This window comes from Thainema salinarum CENA647, from assembly GCF_057732415.1.
In genome coordinates, this window is sequence record NZ_JBYJZJ010000022.1 from 3076089 (window position 1) to 3092684 (window position 16596).

General features: G+C 51.9%; 16 protein-coding genes. 5 read left to right on the top strand and 11 right to left on the bottom strand.

What is annotated here, in order from left to right:
* Positions 1-94: 94 nt before the first annotated feature.
* Complete coding sequence (locus AC286M_RS20340; protein ID WP_488206130.1) at positions 95-604, top strand: hypothetical protein; 510 nt, start codon at positions 95-97, stop codon at positions 602-604.
* 289 nt (positions 605-893) lie between these two features.
* On the opposite strand, the gene AC286M_RS20345 is transcribed toward AC286M_RS20340, so the two are convergent.
* Positions 894-1115: a hypothetical protein gene (locus tag AC286M_RS20345; RefSeq protein WP_488206131.1), complete on the bottom strand. Its 222-nt coding sequence runs from the start codon at positions 1113-1115 to the stop codon at positions 894-896.
* A 265-nt stretch (positions 1116-1380) separates the two neighbouring features.
* Here AC286M_RS20345 and AC286M_RS20350 point away from each other — a divergent pair, with 265 nt between their 5' ends.
* Entirely contained in the window at positions 1381-2682 is a 1302-nt protein-coding gene (locus AC286M_RS20350) for an HhoA/HhoB/HtrA family serine endopeptidase (protein WP_488206132.1), read from the top strand.
* 11 nt (positions 2683-2693) lie between these two features.
* Positions 2694-2948, top strand: a complete 255-nt coding sequence (locus AC286M_RS20355; RefSeq protein ID WP_488206133.1) for a hypothetical protein — start codon at positions 2694-2696, stop codon at positions 2946-2948.
* Between the two features lie 93 nt (positions 2949-3041).
* Here the strand turns inward: AC286M_RS20355 and AC286M_RS20360 are convergent, their stop codons facing one another.
* The 10 genes from AC286M_RS20360 to AC286M_RS20405 form a co-directional block, all read right to left on the bottom strand.
* On the bottom strand, positions 3042-3383 hold the full coding sequence (locus AC286M_RS20360) for a hypothetical protein (protein WP_488206134.1): 342 nt from the start codon (positions 3381-3383) through the stop codon (positions 3042-3044).
* Between the two features lie 83 nt (positions 3384-3466).
* Positions 3467-6448 carry a cation-translocating P-type ATPase gene (locus AC286M_RS20365; RefSeq protein ID WP_488206135.1) on the bottom strand — a complete coding sequence of 994 codons (2982 nt, stop codon included), beginning with the start codon at positions 6446-6448 and terminating at the stop codon, positions 3467-3469.
* A gap of 117 nt (positions 6449-6565) precedes the next feature.
* Positions 6566-6817 carry a hypothetical protein gene (locus tag AC286M_RS20370; protein ID WP_488206136.1) on the bottom strand — a complete coding sequence of 84 codons (252 nt, stop codon included), beginning with the start codon at positions 6815-6817 and terminating at the stop codon, positions 6566-6568.
* Between the two features lie 111 nt (positions 6818-6928).
* Positions 6929-7249, bottom strand: coding sequence for a hypothetical protein (locus tag AC286M_RS20375; RefSeq protein WP_488206137.1), 321 nt, complete (start codon positions 7247-7249; stop codon positions 6929-6931).
* A 261-nt stretch (positions 7250-7510) separates the two neighbouring features.
* Positions 7511-7990, bottom strand: coding sequence for a hypothetical protein (locus AC286M_RS20380; RefSeq protein ID WP_488206138.1), 480 nt, complete (start codon positions 7988-7990; stop codon positions 7511-7513).
* 124 nt (positions 7991-8114) lie between these two features.
* Entirely contained in the window at positions 8115-8879 is a 765-nt protein-coding gene (locus AC286M_RS20385) for a DUF5602 domain-containing protein (RefSeq protein ID WP_488206139.1), read from the bottom strand.
* Between the two features lie 117 nt (positions 8880-8996).
* Positions 8997-11093, bottom strand: a complete 2097-nt coding sequence (locus AC286M_RS20390) for a hypothetical protein (RefSeq protein WP_488206140.1) — start codon at positions 11091-11093, stop codon at positions 8997-8999.
* 148 nt (positions 11094-11241) lie between these two features.
* The gene (locus tag AC286M_RS20395) at positions 11242-12648 is read right to left on the bottom strand and encodes a vanadium-dependent haloperoxidase (protein WP_488206141.1); all 1407 of its coding nucleotides are present in this window, start codon (positions 12646-12648) and stop codon (positions 11242-11244) included.
* 248 nt (positions 12649-12896) lie between these two features.
* On the bottom strand, positions 12897-14831 hold the full coding sequence (locus AC286M_RS20400; protein WP_488206142.1) for an APC family permease: 1935 nt from the start codon (positions 14829-14831) through the stop codon (positions 12897-12899).
* Positions 14832-14971: 140 nt separating this feature from the next.
* Complete coding sequence (locus tag AC286M_RS20405; RefSeq protein WP_488206143.1) at positions 14972-15358, bottom strand: DUF5335 family protein; 387 nt, start codon at positions 15356-15358, stop codon at positions 14972-14974.
* A 214-nt stretch (positions 15359-15572) separates the two neighbouring features.
* On the opposite strand from AC286M_RS20405, the gene AC286M_RS20410 reads away from it, so the two are divergent.
* Positions 15573-15782, top strand: coding sequence for a DUF2949 domain-containing protein (locus AC286M_RS20410; RefSeq protein ID WP_488206144.1), 210 nt, complete (start codon positions 15573-15575; stop codon positions 15780-15782).
* Positions 15763-16584 carry an alpha/beta fold hydrolase gene (locus AC286M_RS20415; protein WP_488206145.1) on the top strand — a complete coding sequence of 274 codons (822 nt, stop codon included), beginning with the start codon at positions 15763-15765 and terminating at the stop codon, positions 16582-16584. Before AC286M_RS20410 ends, AC286M_RS20415 begins: the two co-directional genes overlap by 20 nt.
* Positions 16585-16596: the final 12 nt, after the last annotated feature.

Genomic DNA, 16596 nt, shown 5'->3' on the forward strand with positions numbered 1-16596 from the left:
TCCTTAGCTAAATCCTCATATGATTGACATCAAATTGACATGATATATTTCTATGCTTTTAAGCATCGTTCAGTTCGTCTAAGAAAGATTTAAGATGAAATTTAAACTCTTGACGGCAGGTGCCGTAGGTTTGCTATTTTTACTGGTTGGATGTAACAGGCTATCAGATCTTCAAACTCACAAGAATACATCTTCAAAAGAAACAACCGATCAGGAAATGGCTCAGGCGGTTTCTGCTCAATCTAATATTCCTACAATTAATGTTCATTTAATAAACAATCAAGTGATGCTTGATTTAGATAAGGTAAAGGCAGGTGAGGTAAAGTTCAGCATTCACAATCGTGCGGACAATCCCTTAAATATCGTCTTATTAAAGACCAACTTATCAGCTAATCAAATTCCCATCAAAGACGGTCAAATTGATTTGACGAGTAACGAAGTTAAGCAAATTGGAGAGCTTGAGACGCGACCATTTTCTGAAACCAGTGATAAAGTAATGACCCGCGTTTTAGATTCAGGTAACTATATCTTGATAGCCTATACTTCAGGCAAGATTGATAGAGCTGTGAGTCATCAGCTTACGGTTCAGGTTCCTAAGATCTAAATATTAGATTTAACATTTAGATCTAATATTTGCTGTTCCGTTTCCTCTACCTGCTTATGACCAGAATTCAACCCTGGTTTTTTATTATTGGTCGCAAGCACAATATCTACATTATTAAACATGTCTATACGAACTTGATTTAGTTTTCACAACAAACTTGGTCGGCAAGTCTGTTGTGAAAACTAATCATCAGTTCTTGATGTTAAAGATAAAACTTGAATATGACACAAATCGCCAGAAATCAGGGTTTCTGGCGAAAATAGTATTGTCTTTTGTTGTATGGCTCGTCCTAGAGACCGAGCTTAGTCTTCATCACCTCAACATAGTTAGCCTGAGCCGCATCAGTTGTTTCTACCTGAGCAGACGTGAAGCGTTCAGTAAGATTGAGCTGGCCAGCTTTTTCAACAGCATCAGCCTCATCGGCAGCTATGACGGGAGTTGCCCAGATAGCTAAACCTGATACGAGTACAGCCGCCATGATTTGTGGACCGGAAGCAGAATGACGATTCATTGAAGTAGTCCTCCTTCAAGAGAATAGCCAAGACTATAAGAAGGTGATGTGTTAATACGATGTTGAAGCTGTGTCAATTTAGTGGCTTAATAGCGAAAAAGAGGCGATCGCAAACAAAGAACAAGAAACTCGACATTCTTTTGCCATCAGATTGCCATAGGAATTCTCTAAAGTGAAATCGTGATTCATGTAGAACACTGCATCTCGATACAGCAGTGTAACAACGTTGAACGTACTATCCATTCGTTTCATTAGGGAAGTTTTAATGATGAGCACTCATACTCATTCGCTGTCTGATGGCAACTCTGAGGTTTCATCAGATGGCGTGTTTAGAGTAAACCAACTTTCTTCACGGCGCAGACCTAAGCTATCTCAAAAATTAGGAACATCGTTGGCGCTGATACTGCTGGGAGCGGGCATTGCGACTGGGCTTAGCGATGGCTTTCATGCGTTTACGGATAAACCCATCGCTTCTACTCAAACTCCCAGCAGCGTTTCAACACCTGTTCTAGGCTTGGGGCGGTCGTCCGGTGTAGCGACTGGCTCCAACTTTATTGAAGATATTGTGCAGCAGGTGGGGCCAGCGGTTGTTCGGATCGACTCGTCTCGCACAGTCGATACCCAAGTTCCTGAGATATTTCAAGATCCGTTCTTTCGTCAGTTCTTTGGCAATCAAATTCCCGATATACCGTCTCAGCAAATTCAAAGAGGTGTGGGGTCTGGATTCATTATTAGTCGTAATGGTCGGATGATTACTAATGCCCATGTCGTTGATGGAGCTGATACCGTCAAAGTGACCTTGAAAGATGGCCGCAGCTTCGATGGCCAAGTGCTGGGTGAGGATACGGTAACCGATGTGGCGGTAATCCAAGTAGATGCTCAAGATTTGCCGACTGTGAATCTGGGTGATTCCGATCAGCTGCGGCCTGGAGAATGGGCGATCGCAATTGGCAATCCTCTTGGCCTGGATAACACAGTAACAGCAGGCATCATCAGCGCGACAGGCCGTTCCAGCGGTCAAGTAGGTGTTCCCGATAAGCGGGTCGATTTCATTCAGACTGATGCAGCCATTAATCCAGGTAACTCCGGTGGCCCATTACTCAATGAGCAGGGACAGGTGATTGGCATGAACACTGCCATTATTCAAGGGGCGCAGAGCATTGGCTTTGCTATTCCCATTAATAAAGTGCAGCAAATAGCTGATCAGTTAGCCAGCCAAGGCAGAGTTGAACATGCCTATCTGGGGATTCAGATGGTGACTTTGACACCAGAGGTAAAACAAAATTTAAATGGCGATCCCAACAGTGGTCTCAGTGTCGATGAGGAGCAGGGCGTGCTAATTGCTCGGATAATGCCTGATTCTCCTGCCGCGAAAGCGGGACTGCGAGCCGGTGATGTGATCCATCAGATTGATAACCAGACGGTGACGCAGGCGGATGAAGTGCAGCAGATCGTAGAAAGCACTCGCCCTAATCATCGGCTTAATATTCAGCTCAACCGCAATGGTCAGAGTCGCACTATTTCGGTCAGGGCAGAGGCGTTGCCAACTCAAAACAGTGCGGGATAGGGGTGAGGCCAATGGCAATACATGTTAATGATTTTGGCCCACTGTGGGGAATTTTGCAGCAGTATGCGGATCTACAGGGTTTTGTCCCTGCTCAAAACAGCCAGTGGCAAAACTATCAATGGCCCAGATCCTTACACAAACAATTTGCCCATCCCGCAACTGGAGCCGCCTGTTGGCAAATCTTCTGTCAGCAGGCGGAAGCTTCAGCGAAGCGAGCATTTCAAGCATTATCTAGTTTGGAGGACAGATATTTAGTCAAGAACTGATGTCGAATTCGGTATAAAACTCCAAAACTATTTTGTGAAAGGTTAGCTGTACATATCTTTCACAAAATAGTTTTTACATGTGAACTTGTACAGTTAAGAATTTTCCAGAAGCAGCCGTAACAGCAAGATGAGCACAGCTACGCCAAACGTTATACCACAAACCGGGAAAATCCGGTCGGCAAACCACTTGGGCAAAAACAAATCGGCTACAGAGCCTCGCTCAGCCCCCAAGCGTTCTGCCAGGAGAGTCAGCGGACAAGTCCAGCCTGAAATGATCAAGACGATGCTCTCGATCAAAACCAAACTAACGGCGACCCAAGTCCATACCGTAATTTGGCCAGAAATACCGCTAAAGAGCGAGTAGAGGACGCAGCCGCTCAAAATCCAGAAGATGACCGTGTGAACGAATTTGATTTGGCGAAAGGTAATTTTCATCGTTGCCTCTTGGTACTCAATGTTTCCAATAAGCCGCTCAGGGTGGTTTCATTGTCGCCAAGGAAAACTTCAAGGTCACAATCTTATGTATTTGGTAGGGGGTAATGGTTATTCGCCCTTACTCCAGTAAATTGCCGAGCGATCCGTTTTCGCAGTTCTTCTGCTCCCAATACAATGGGTGGGCAGAACAGCAGCATGACCCATTGTGCCGGATTGAGGGGAGCGGTAGAAAAAATCGTTCGCAGTGGCGGAATTTCGATAATCGCGATAATTAGCATCCATTCAATGGCGATGCCCAGCCAGATCATCGGATTGGAGAACCAGCCCAGTTTCCAGATTGAGGTTTTTTCAGAGCGGCAGGCAAAGACGTTGCCATCCTGACAGGCAACGATTGCAGCCAGGGTCAGCGTCGTGGCTTGGGCATAGATGGCAATCACTGGAGCAACGGCAGAATGGCTGAGTAGAGTTGGAGTTACAGCCTGAATATCCTGTAAACCATAGCCGTGAGTCCGCCAAACCCAGAAAAAGGCGGCCATGCCCACTATCGCTTCCAATAGCCCCAGCCAACAGTAAGCTCGCAGCAATAACGCCCGATCCATTAAGGGATGGGTATGAGAGCGGGGTGGCTGGCTCATGATGCCTTGTTCAGCGGCTTCGGCTCCTAGCGCCAGGGCAGGCACCATGTCGGTACCGAGATCAATGGCAAGAATCTGCATGATCACTAGAGCGGGCGGAATCTTGAGCGCCACCATTAGCAGGAAGGGCACCAGCTCTGCGACGTTGGAAGCCAGGATGTAGGTAATAAACTTGCGGATGTTCTGGTACACCGTGCGCCCCTGTTCAATGGCGCTGACGATGGTGGCAAAGTTGTCGTCCGTGAGAACAATGTCGGCAGACTCGCGCGCAACATCGGTGCCGTTTAGCCCCATGGCCACCCCAATGTGAGCTGAGCGGAGGGCTGGGGCATCGTTCACGCCATCGCCTGTGACGGCCACAATGGCCCCGACTGCCTTGTAAGCCTGCACCAGCCGCAGTTTATGCTCGGGCGACATGCGGGCAAATACCAGCTTGGAGCGATATTTCAGCATTTGCTGGAGCTGGGCATCGGAGAGATGGCCTAAGCTTTCTCCGGTGACGACTCGCACCTGTTCATGGGGATTCAACGGGTCATCGAGCAGGCCAATTTGCTGGGCGATCGCTTCCGCTGTCAGGCCATAATCGCCTGTCACCATCGTGACGCGAATGCCCGCTTGGTGACACTGTGCGATCGCAGCTTTGACTTCTGGGCGGGGTGGGTCATACATAGCGACCAAACCCAGGAACGTTAACTCCTGCTCTAGATCCTGCGCTTTCATATCCTGGAGTGGGTCGCCGCCCGGACGTAGCGCCAAGCCCAACACCCGGAAGCCCTGACGGGCTAGATCGTCATTGGCAGCAACCACTTGTTCCCAATCAGTATGGTTGAGGTCGCGGATTGTGCCGTCCCGCAGGATGTGACGACAGTGACGCACCACCTCCAAGGGTGCGCCCTTAGTAAAGGCAACTTGGGCTACATTTTGCGGAAACGTTTGCGGCCAGAGGTCATCGTGCCAGTCCAGCACTACCGTCATCATGCGGCGGCGAGAGTCAAAGGGAATTTCTCGGCGGCGAGGATAGCGTTGCTGTAGCTCTTCAACGTTGAGTTTAGCTTTGGCGGCAGCGACAATCAGCGCCGCTTCAGTCGGATCGCCCATTTCCTGCCAGCGACTGGGAGCCGTCAGGTGAATCAAGCGGGCATTGGAGCAGAGGGCGGCCCCTGTCAGCAGGAGCTGAGTTTTCCAGGCCAGGGGCGAATCCGGTGGCAGATGAACTTGGCCAACTGTTGGGTCGTAGCCTGCCCCCGTGACGCGAATATGGCCTGTGGGTAGACCCGTTTCGGGCATAACCGGAGCATCCAGTAGTGATTCTGAGAGCGGCGGCAGCCAGAGGTAGCGCACCGTCATTTCATTTTTCGTCAGCGTGCCCGTTTTGTCCGTACAGATCACATTCACCGCACTCAAAGTTTCAACCGCTGAAAGCCTTCGCACCAGGGCATTGTGCCGCACCATTCGCTTCACGCCAATCGCCAGCGACAGCGTAACGGTGGGCAACAGCCCTTCCGGCACCAGCGCCACAATGATGCCAATGGCGAAAATAAAGCTCTCTCTAATCTCCATGCCCACCAGCAGCGACGTGAGGGCAAAAATCAGCACTCCCATGCTCAGTGCGATCGCAGTGATGACCCGCACAATATGGCTGACCTGTACTTCCAGCGTACTCGGTTCACGCTTCACTTCAGTGGTGAGATGCGCCACCTGACCAAACTCGGTGTGTGTGCCTGTAGCATAGACAACGGCAGTGCCGCGTCCCGACGCGACGGTTGCTCCTGCCAAGACCAGATTGCTGATTTCTGCCGGATTGGTCTTTTCGTGCTGGGGCTGTTCGCCCCGTCGTTCTAGGGGTTTGCCGCCGCGCACCGCAAGAGACTCGCGCTGACGGACAGGGTAGGGATTGCGGGCCACGGGCAGCGATTCTCCTGTGAGCACCGACACATCGAGATAGAGACTCTCAGCCGCCACCAGGCGGGCATCCGCAGAAATGCGATCGCCTTCTTCGAGCTGCATCACATCTCCCCGCACCAGCTCCCGCGCCGGAATTTGAATCAGGGTGCCATTACGATGAACCTGTACCTGACTGGGCAGCACATCTTTCAGGGCCGCTAATGCCTGCTCTGCCCGAAATTCTTGCCAAAAGCTGAAGATGGCATTAATCCAGATCACGGCCCAAATTGCCCAGCCCAGTGCCGCCGTATGGGAAATAAACGCCAAAATTCCCGCTATCCATAGCAGCAGGGCCATAAAGTGAGTCAGCTGGTCGGTGAAGCGTAGCCAGAGAGGACGCCGGGGCGGTTCTGGCAGTTCGTTCGCGCCAAATTTTTGGAAGCGTTCCTGGGCTTCAAACCCCTTGAGTCCTTGAGGCGTCGTGCTCAGGGCGGGATACACCGCCTCAATAGGTAAAGTCCAGATGGGATGGTGGGTGGATGTCATCGCTCAGCCCCCTAGAAGTGTGGGAAGCGTAATCGCGTCAGGGGTTCGGTGTCTTGCCAACAAGCCGGAAATGCTGGGCCAAACAGCCGTCCTTACACTTACAAATCATCGGTCTTTTTAAGGCAGGTGTTGCTGAGGCTTAATATTTGTTGTCGGGCGATTCACCTCCGGTGAGGCTATAGCCCGATCGGGCTTGGTTTGGCTAGCGCCAACGCCTAACACCTTATCGAGCTGCTCCAATATCTCTTCCCCCCAATCAGCCTGGTAAGCGAGCCGACCATCGGGCAGCAGACGAAAATGCTCCCCTGCCCCTGGAGAACAGCTTTCACTGCTGCGGTGATCGAAGTGATCGACGTTGAATTTAAACATGCCATCAGCGCCACCATACAGGGAAATTTCCCCGTAGCAAGGGGCGCGATAGTGCCGCAGCGATCGCCCACCTCACAGTCGGGCAAAATCGCCACCGATAGCGTGTAGCGATCATCGCCATGGTCGGCAGTGAAAGTGCCTGTCCATTTGCCCGAGATCGCCTCCGTTGTCAACGGGGCTGGCGGCGATACTGGCGAGTTTTTCTGATTCTGCCAGAAGGGACAGAATGTCGAAGAGAATGACGGTGCCCATGCTGTGGGTAACGATATGGAGGCGATCGCCTTCCTGAGCCTGTTCCAAAGGCCCCAGGGCGGTTTCCTTGATGCGGTACACCACTTGTGAACCCACATGGCGGCTTAGGTAGAGGGCTGCATCGCCAACAAACTCCAGAATTTCTTGAGTCCAAAACTCACGAAGAGCAATTTTTTCCACTGCGGTGAGGCCGCCAAACCCTGCGTCAATTGCTGCAAGGGGTGAACATTGAGATCGCCCCAAAACAAGAAGATGGGTTTGAACGTGTGACTGGAATCGCCGAGCGATCACTGAATGCCTTACAATAATCCCAAACTGGTTCGCTCAAAGGCTTGCAAATCAGGGTTTTTAACGCCATGGACGAAGAGAATGTAGTCGGCTGTCATTGCAAAACTCCTGGGTTGGATGGGGAGATAGGGGATGTCGGATTGGCCTGAACCCTCAGGCTGGAGTCAATTCGACGGGGGTAAAGAATTGCTCAATGCGCCGGGGTTGGGTGGCGAAAGCGAGATATTTTTGGGCGAGTTCTGGGGTTAACAGTTCGAGCATCAGCCGATTTTCGAGCCAAAACTCAATCACTTTGAAGGCGCTGCGGTCACACAGCACGGTCCGCCAGCCTTCCTGCGCTCCAATCGCGGCGATTTGGGACTGACTCAGGGGAACGGATAGGGCAATATGGGTGGCGACAAAATCCGCACGGGAGGTTCCTGTGACAAATCGCTGTGCCCCGTCGTCAAAGCCGGGCACCATCTGCGTGCCTAGAGGATAGACCTCAATCCCCGTGCCGTACTCATCCAATGGCGCGACCAGATAGCTACCGGGATGGGGAGAAAACTCAAAGACGCGGCCTTGCAAAATTTGGGCTAAAACGCGAGCGACTCGCAGCGGATTGCTCGCTGATATCGAGAGATGGTGAATCATCGCAATGCCTCCTTAGAAAAGCATCTAGTTCAGACTCAGACTGAGCATAAAGTTTGAATTCTGAGTTTTGAGTGAGGGACCCCAGCAAAATTTCCAAACTAGGCACCTGAGGCGGATGCCTGCCTCAATCTCGGGGTTGTAAATCAACCAACGCAATGCGGTAATCGTGGGCCGAGGGCTGGTAGGTGATGCGGTAGGCACCGGGATAAAGACCCGGCTTGGGATAGTGCTGGGGTTGGGCGGTGACGGCACTAAAGTCTTCATGGGTATCGAAAAAAGCTTGGCTGACCATCGGTTCCAGAAAATCCATCTGGCCGTCGTAAAAGCCATAGATGAAGGTGTGAGCAAAGCCGTGGGGTGTCCCCTGTAATTCGGGAGCGTTGGGATCGATCCAGTGGGAGCCTTGGGTCGGTTCGGCGCTGTCGGGAGCCATCACGTAACCCGCCGGAATCGCATCAGCATCGGGGGTGACGTAGCTGCGATCGCTCGGCCCCGTTGCGGTAATCTGTTGCCGCTCGGCCTGGGAAATGGTGTAGAAATGGAAGTCCAGGTGCGGCACGGTGTAAATGTCGTCGGGCGGATGCCCTTGCGGATTCCAATTCAAGCCAATTTCGGTAAACGGCGTTTTGGCGATCGCCCGTTGCGGCAACGGCAGATTGACCTCCGTCGCCGCTGCCGGGAGATGTTCCAGAGCTGCTTCCGGCACAACCACGCCGATTTCGGTGGGGCGATTGCCCTGCCCCATCACCACGTAGGCGTGAACATTGCCATCACCCAGGGGTAGATTTTCTCCCGTGAGAGTTGTCGTCGCTTGCGCTTTGCCAAACCAAAACAAGAACGACAGCAATAAACCAAAAACAGTCCATACCAAAGAGTTTCGCAGTTTCATGCGTTACCTCCACGAAACGAAAACGCTGGGAATTGTCCAGCGAACAGTGATTGAAGATCAATGACAAACACTGTCAGTCCGACCCATTCATCGCCGGACTGACAGCGCTCAAGCGGTTTATTCCATCGGTGGGGCTAACACGAAGGCGCGGACGGCGCTGCGATCGTATTCGCTCAATCGTCGCCAACCATCGATCGCGGTTGCTGCCACATAGACATTTTCCGAGAACCCAGCAATGGGACAATTTGCCGATAGCAAATCATTCACCCCTTCGGTCACAGAGAAACTGCCCCCGCCCACGGGTTGCCCCGTGACTGTAGGTGGCGTCAGAGTTGTGGCTCCCCGCACCAGGGTGAAGTTGTAGGTAGCAAAGCCGTGGGGATGGGAGGCGGTGTAGGTCAGATTAACGGAGCCGGGGCTGGCGGTAGTGTACTCCAAAACGCCACAGTCGTTCGCGGGCACCCCGTTGAGGGTAAGGGGGGCGATCGCTGCCGTGCAGGGATTGTTGTCTACATGCAGAGTCATAATCATGCTGTTGCCGCTTACCAGTCCCAGGGTGGCCGCATCGTCGGTGGTGATGGTGTCATCAATGGCAGGCACATCGGGCACCCGGAACTTAATTCCTAGGCTATTCAGGTCAACAAAATTGCCCGATTCATCAAATAAATCGACCTTGAGTTGATATAGCCCTTCCTGCCCTGGAGGCACAATGTCAGCGGTGAGGAATTTCACGCTCGTCGTATCTTCCACCGCATCGGGAATGCTCCACTGACCCACTGGCGGTAGGGCCGGGGGAATCTCAAATAGGTTAGCGACGCCGTTGATCACTTTGGGACCGAGGGAATAAACCTCCAACACCAGATCGTCGCCCACCTCATGGGTATAGTGGCGATGCACTTCTCCCGTTAACGGTTGAAACGCTCCGCTGGTGCCCTGCCGGTAAGACACCTGGTAGTATTTCACCCCCAGCTCTTGGCGTAGGCTATTGTCAAACTCCAGCCGGGGTCGCAGCAACCCACCCCAGGGCGCACCACTGGCGGTCAAGCCAATATTCGTCGCGTTGGTGGTGGCTTGGAGCGATTCGCTCGCCCCGCGAATCTGGCTCAGGGGGGTATTGCCAATCGCTAAAAACAGCACCCAGTTTTTCGGCGCAATGATGGGTGGGCAGGGGGCACAGGTAATGGCAAAGGGGTTAGTGGTATAGAGGGTGACCTCGGTGCCGGAAACGTAGTTCCAGTAGGTGTAGCAGGCAATGGGTGTCGGAGCATAAATCGTCAGCGGGGCCAGAAACGGGGACACCCGCTGCTTCGCTTTGAAGTACAGATCGGGCGTGTCGGGATTGTTGCAGCCTCGGAAGAAAAAGCTGTGGAACTGGCCGCAGTTATCAGTGGTGGCGGTGCCGACTAAGCGAGAGGTCACATATCGCGGAAAGAAGCGGCAGAGCAGCGGGCGCACTAGTTCAATGTGGTCGAGCAATCCTTGACGGAACTGGAAATTGTCGGCAGTGCGGGCGAGAAATTGCAGGTTGCCGAGGTTGCTGTTCAGGTCGGGCAGGGCATCGGGGACGGCAGCGGATCGCATGGTCAACGCGGTTGATTCCCTTAAGTTGGCCACCGGGGGTAGCACTGGCAACGGGGTAATTTCGGGTAGGCTGATGGGGCCAATTGGGTCAGGGGGAAAGGGCAGCGGATAGAGGATAATATCCCGCAGGCGATCGAGGATGCTGTCGGGTAGCTTGGGGATTACGATGATGAGTGGATCGACTTCGTAGATTTCGATCGCCGCGTTGCAGACCGGCAAATCAATACTCACGCCATCGCGCTCAACTCGCTTCAGCAGCGTCCCGTTGACAAAGGTGATGCCCAGCAGCCAGCAACGCCAGCGTTCGGGAATGATGCTGAGGTTGACGGTGGGCTGGCGATCGCTTGGCTCAATTCGCAGCAATCGTTCCTCGGCTCCCCGCCGCTGTAGCTCAGTAATTTGTATCTGCTGCTCAGATAATTCTGGCCCCACCAACAGACGGATGGCGTTTGGTTCTTTAGAAAGAGGCAGCCGCAGATGAGCGATACCTTTTTCATCTAAAGCTTGATGGGCTAACAGTGCTCCGCCGCCAGAAAAAGCATAGGCCAGCGCTTTGGGCAAACGTTCCGCTTCTTGAACTTTAACCAGATTAGCCTTAACGGCAAGAATTAAAGCAGTATCTTGGGTTTGCATAAAATTCGTCTAAAAAATAAAAAATCGCGAACCCTGAAGTGTGATGGATTCGCCTCGGGTAGAAGAAACCGTTCCCTCCCGATAAGCCGTGAAGGGAACGGGCGTGAGGAGCAACCTTTACAGCATTAGCCACCTGTCAGAACTATGACTAATGGTGCGTTCGCCCGTGGATATAGCCCTGTGCTAGTTCCCAGGCTTGCACGGCTAATTTCCGACCGCGCCTGCGACCATCAATATCGCCATCTTCAAAGTGGATACCTCCATAGCGACGGGAGATGCCTGCTTCATCAGCCGCGTCAGAGAATGTTTCCCAATGGAGCGTGAGGTCTTGAGCCGGAACTAGACCGGGTTCAACCCGTGAGGTGCCTGCTGGTTGGGTGTAAGAAGCCCCAAACTGATCACTACCTGTAAACCGTCTGAGGATTTCCGCTCCCGCCGCACTGAAGGTGCTGTGACCGGAGAAGTATTCTGCAAACGGTGGTGTGACGACTGTACTGGCTTGATAAGGCTGCCAATCTTCTCCATTAATAGACTGTGTTCCCAAACCTGGCCCAGCCCAAGCCTCGACCTTCCGGCCTTTGAATAGATAGTGAATTGCTGTGACCGGACGCACGTAATCAAAGTTGCGCTTGGCTCCCCAACAGACAATGCTGGCATCCAAAATGGCATTGGTGAGAGCAAAGAATAGCTTCACGTCGGCATCAAGGTCGTGATGATCTCGGGCAGACACATATTGGGCAAAGAGACACCAATGCCCTGGTGGTAGTTCCGATGAAGGCCCATCGGCCCAGTATTCGGCAATGACTTTTTCGCGGTCGGTGAGCTTAGCGCTGTAATCCAGAATCTCCCGTGCCTGCCGCTCGTAACCTTTAGCCGGATAGCGTTTGACACTGTCTTCATCCGGCTGGAACTGATTGGGAGATTTCAAGGCAAAGGGGGTCACTAAACCCCAATGGGGCGCAATAAACTTTTGCTCAACAAACCCGCCATGCCCATCAGCAACCCGCAGTGGTTGCCAGCGATTGGGGTCATTAATCTGATCGGGCGTGTTAACCGGCTGATACCCGGTATAGTCGGAGTAAGCCCCGTTGTGCAAATCGCCCAATTGGTTAGAACCATCCCCGTGTCGATAGCTGAGCAATGCTAGCGCAGCGAGATTACCAATTCCCTCAGGCGTTGTGATGTTTATTGAGTCATCAATGGGAGTGTACCCGAGCTGTGCCATCAAATCTGCAAATAGCTGAGGAACAGATGGAAATAGATCTAGCAGAGCATAATAGGCCGCATAGCTAATAGCCTGGGTTTTATTCTCAATAGTCTGTTCAGCGACTGGACGGCGTAGGAGTCCATCGAGTCGAGTCCCCATCGCAACAGAATCATAAGCGGCCCAAGCATCATAGATGGCTGTATGTAAAATTGCCAGCATCCGCGCCACCATGGGTGGGCCAGGATGAGTTTGGCGAATCGCTTCTAGTGCAACTTGGTTCCACTGCACGATAGCAGTAGCGGCTGATTGAGGCGAGTTAACGGGTGTTTTTTGAAGCGTACTAGTCATACAAGAGTCTCCTTGTATAGATGAGACGTAATTTGTAATTTCCGGTAGATGAATGAAATGATCTAATGGCCTCAAATGCGATGACAGATAGGGTTACGTAGCGATATTTCCTGAACTCGGAGGAGAGTTGTCATCTGTGTTGGGGTGCAGCCAATCTAAACAGAAGATGTGTCATTCCAATCGCAATGTTGTGATGAGTTGGTGCCAGCCTGATGAAGTAATCGGGGTTTTGACTCAGAAAAACTAAGCTAGCCACTAACATGAATTCTCGGCCGCTGAAGCGGATCAGGTTCAGCTTTGCGCAGCACTTCGCGGGTTACCAGCGGCACGTCTCCTTCTCCGAAAAGAATGAAGCGCAGCAGATACTGGACTGGATTGCCTTCTGTCCAACCGAAGTAGGCATGGGGTAGCCACCCAGTTTGATCACGTAAATAGAGGAGAAGGGCGGCGATCGCATTCGGCACTGCCGAACTTTGCACACGCAAAATTCGATATCCGTCTACCTCAACACCCTTTACCTGAATCAGATCAAGGAAGACCGAGGCATCAAACACCTGAACCTCCAAAAACAAAACGGGCTGAGCGGTCGGTAAGCGGTTATCTTCACGGACTTGTTGTTCTTTCCGCCGATACTCCATTGGCGTGCCAGCAGCGGGTCGGTGAGCAATGAGTCGAATGGGCTGGTCTGCAAAGGAGTCGATCAACTGACGAGCGGTTTCATCAAGTTCTACGCCAATGACCCGCAGTTCTGTGGAGCGGAACACCCGCGAAATCAAGGACGTGACAACAATGGCTGTGATAAAGAAGACGGCAATCCGAATGCCATCCGGTCGTTCAACAATATTGGCAATGGTGGTGTAGAAGAAGACCAGGGCAATCAGGCTAAAAGCAATCGCACTTCGTTTAGCACTCTGTTGGTAGGCCGATAGCGTAACCGCCACCGCTGCCGAACTCATGAGTACCAGCACCCCAGTGGCATAGGCACCGCCTTGAGCTTCTACGTTGGCATTGAAAATGAGCGTGACCGTAAATGCGATCGCAGTATAAACCAGCACCAGGGGTCGCACCGCTCCCGCCCATTCGGGTGCCATACCGTAGCGCGGCAAATAGCGGGGTACCAGGTTTAATAACCCAGCCATCGCTGAGGCCCCAGCAAACCAGAGGATGGCGATGGTGCTCAGGTCATACACCGTACCAAAGCCACTGCCCAGATACTGATGAGCCAGATAAGCGAGCGCTCGACCGTTCGCCTGTCCACCTGTTTGAAAAGCCGCCGCCGGAATCAGTATGGTCGTAATCACACTACTAGCGAGCAGAAAAAAGCTCATGATGACTGCCGCCGTTGTTAACAGTCGATGAGTAGGGTGAATTCGACCGATCGGCTGCTGCTCAGTCTCAGTATCGCTGTGATCGCCTTTCACCAACGGCATGACCGCTACTCCGGTTTCGAAACCAGACAGTCCTAGAGCAAGTTTTGGAAACAGCAGCACTGAAATCCCAATCATGAGCCAGGGACTACTATGGGATGAGACCAGTGCTGTTTGCCAATTGCCAATCAATTCAGGCTGCTGAAGAAGTTGGTAGCTACCCACCCCCATTACAACCAGATTTAACGTGAGGTATGTGGCGACCAGTGCCACGGCTAAACCAATGGCTTCTTGAAAACCCTTGAGGAAAACGGCTCCGAGTAATGCAATCAAAATCAGCGTGAGGGGAACGCTCTGACCGCGCAAAACGCTTGAGAAGAGCGGATTCTCAACCAAATGAGCCGTGGCATCTGCGGCTGATAGGGTAATGGTGATGATGAAATCTGTGGCGGCAAAGCCCAGCAAAACTAATACAAAAAGCTTACCCTGCCACCAAGGTAAGAGCCTTTCCAGAAGAGCAATTGAGCCTTCTCCGTGAGGACTCAAAGCGGCAATACGACGATAGATGGGTAACGCTCCAAAGACCGTCACAAGAACTAAAATTAGCGTGGCCAATGGAGAGAGTGCGCCTGCGGCCACAGCCGCAATTCCAGGCTGATAGCCAAGCGTTGAAAAGTAGTCTACTCCCGTCAGACACATAACCTGCCACCAGGGATGTTGGAAGCGGTGCGCGTCGGCTTCAGTACGATTTTCGTTGAGCAGCCAGTCAGCCAGATAGCGGCGATACTTTTTCGGTGAAATCAGCGGGCCAACCATAGGGGATGCAGAGAAAGCGAATTGAAGAGATAATTCGGGAGATAAATCTCCTGGTTGCAATCGCTTTCAATTCTCCCGCAAAACGCCTCAAACTACCTTAAGCCTTTTCTTCAAGCGTAGAAGGACAAGTTAATCGCTGTTTAGCTGGTCAGACCGCTAGGATTTACGCAAATGATGGTTTTGGCCTGATCATCATCTGTCACCGTGCAGGTTTGAATATGGCCATCCTGATCCGTCAGGATTTCCAATTTTTGCGGATACACAATGACATGGGCATAGGTTGCGGTCGGAGTCATCAGCGCCCGACTCACGGTTACAACCAAGTCGTTGCCATGATTAGGCGGTTCATACTGAATCGAGAATAGCGGCCTGTGACTGAGAACTTCAAAATCGCCAACCTGATTATCCAGAATTTTGAGCGTGATGCAGCGGCCTCGATAATCAACCGTAAACTGCTCAAAGAAGGCGTGCCAGTCTTCTTGACGAACGACAAACTGATAGAGGTTGGGAGTCAAGACTATATCCATTGATGTGTACCAATGACTACCCGTTAGACTAGCTTTCGATTGTGTCATTTCTGTTGCAATTGATTGACAAAAATTGATGATCTTGAGGGCTTTCTTGAGGAAATCTGAAGATGTGCGATCGCAATATCAGCGACATAGAAATGTCATAGGCAATGATTATGCTTGACGGCCACAAGTCCCCTCGATGGGATTATCTAATAAGGGTAGTCAGGTCATGAATAAACGTTACCTTGAACAGCTTATTGCCTTTGTCCAATCCGAATTCGGTGTGTCTGGTGCAGAAATCGACACTACGCTGCGGCACGATGAATCAGCCAGCTATTTTCCGATGGTGCTCTGGCAGTATGGGTTTATTACTATTCAACAGTTAGAGCAACTTTTTGATTGGTTAGATGGAGCCTACCTTGGATCAACTAACGGGTGAGCGGCTACAGCTACGACCAGGCGTTCAACTTCAGGTTTGCCATCAGCCTGGAACAACTCCCGCGATCGCATTTCTCCACGGTGGGTTAGGCAATCGGTTTAATCTGCGATCGCAGTACGAGTTCGCTGTTGATCAAGGCTGGGCAGCGATCACCTACGACTTGGCCGGACATGGTCAGTCCAGCTCCTATTCCCGCTATTCGATTGGCCGCCACTGCCGTGACCTGACCCGTCTCCTACGCCATTTTCATATTGAGCGTCCCATTCTGTTTGCCCACAGCTATGGCGTGCCGATTGCATTGGAATGGTGTCAGCGACATTCGGTTACCGGATTAGTTTTGGTTGCAGGCGGCACCCACGACCTTGATCCGTGGTGGGAAATTCCGCTGATGCAAAGCCTCGCTTGGGGCGGTCGCCATCTGTTTCGAGTGAATTGGGTACAGCGATTAGTTGCAAGCATGTCGAGCAATCACACTCACCCCACGATGCAGCAGTTCACGACTGAAAGCCCTATTCCGGCTCATGCCGCCCCTTATGATGCGCTGCGAATTTTTTGGGGCTATAACTTTTTTACGCGTCGCTCGGGTACCTGGCACCTCGACTATCCGGCTCTTATCATTAGCGGCGGTCAAGACCCGATGTTTACCTTCGATATGGGGCAAACCTTGGTCAAACATTTCCCCCAAGGGCAACATTTACATTTAGAACATGCAGGTCATCTCATCATGGCTGAATATCCTGAAGCTATCAATCAAGCCATCCTAAAATTTAGACGAAACTGCACAGCAGGGGCATCAAGTTAACGTGTCTAACGT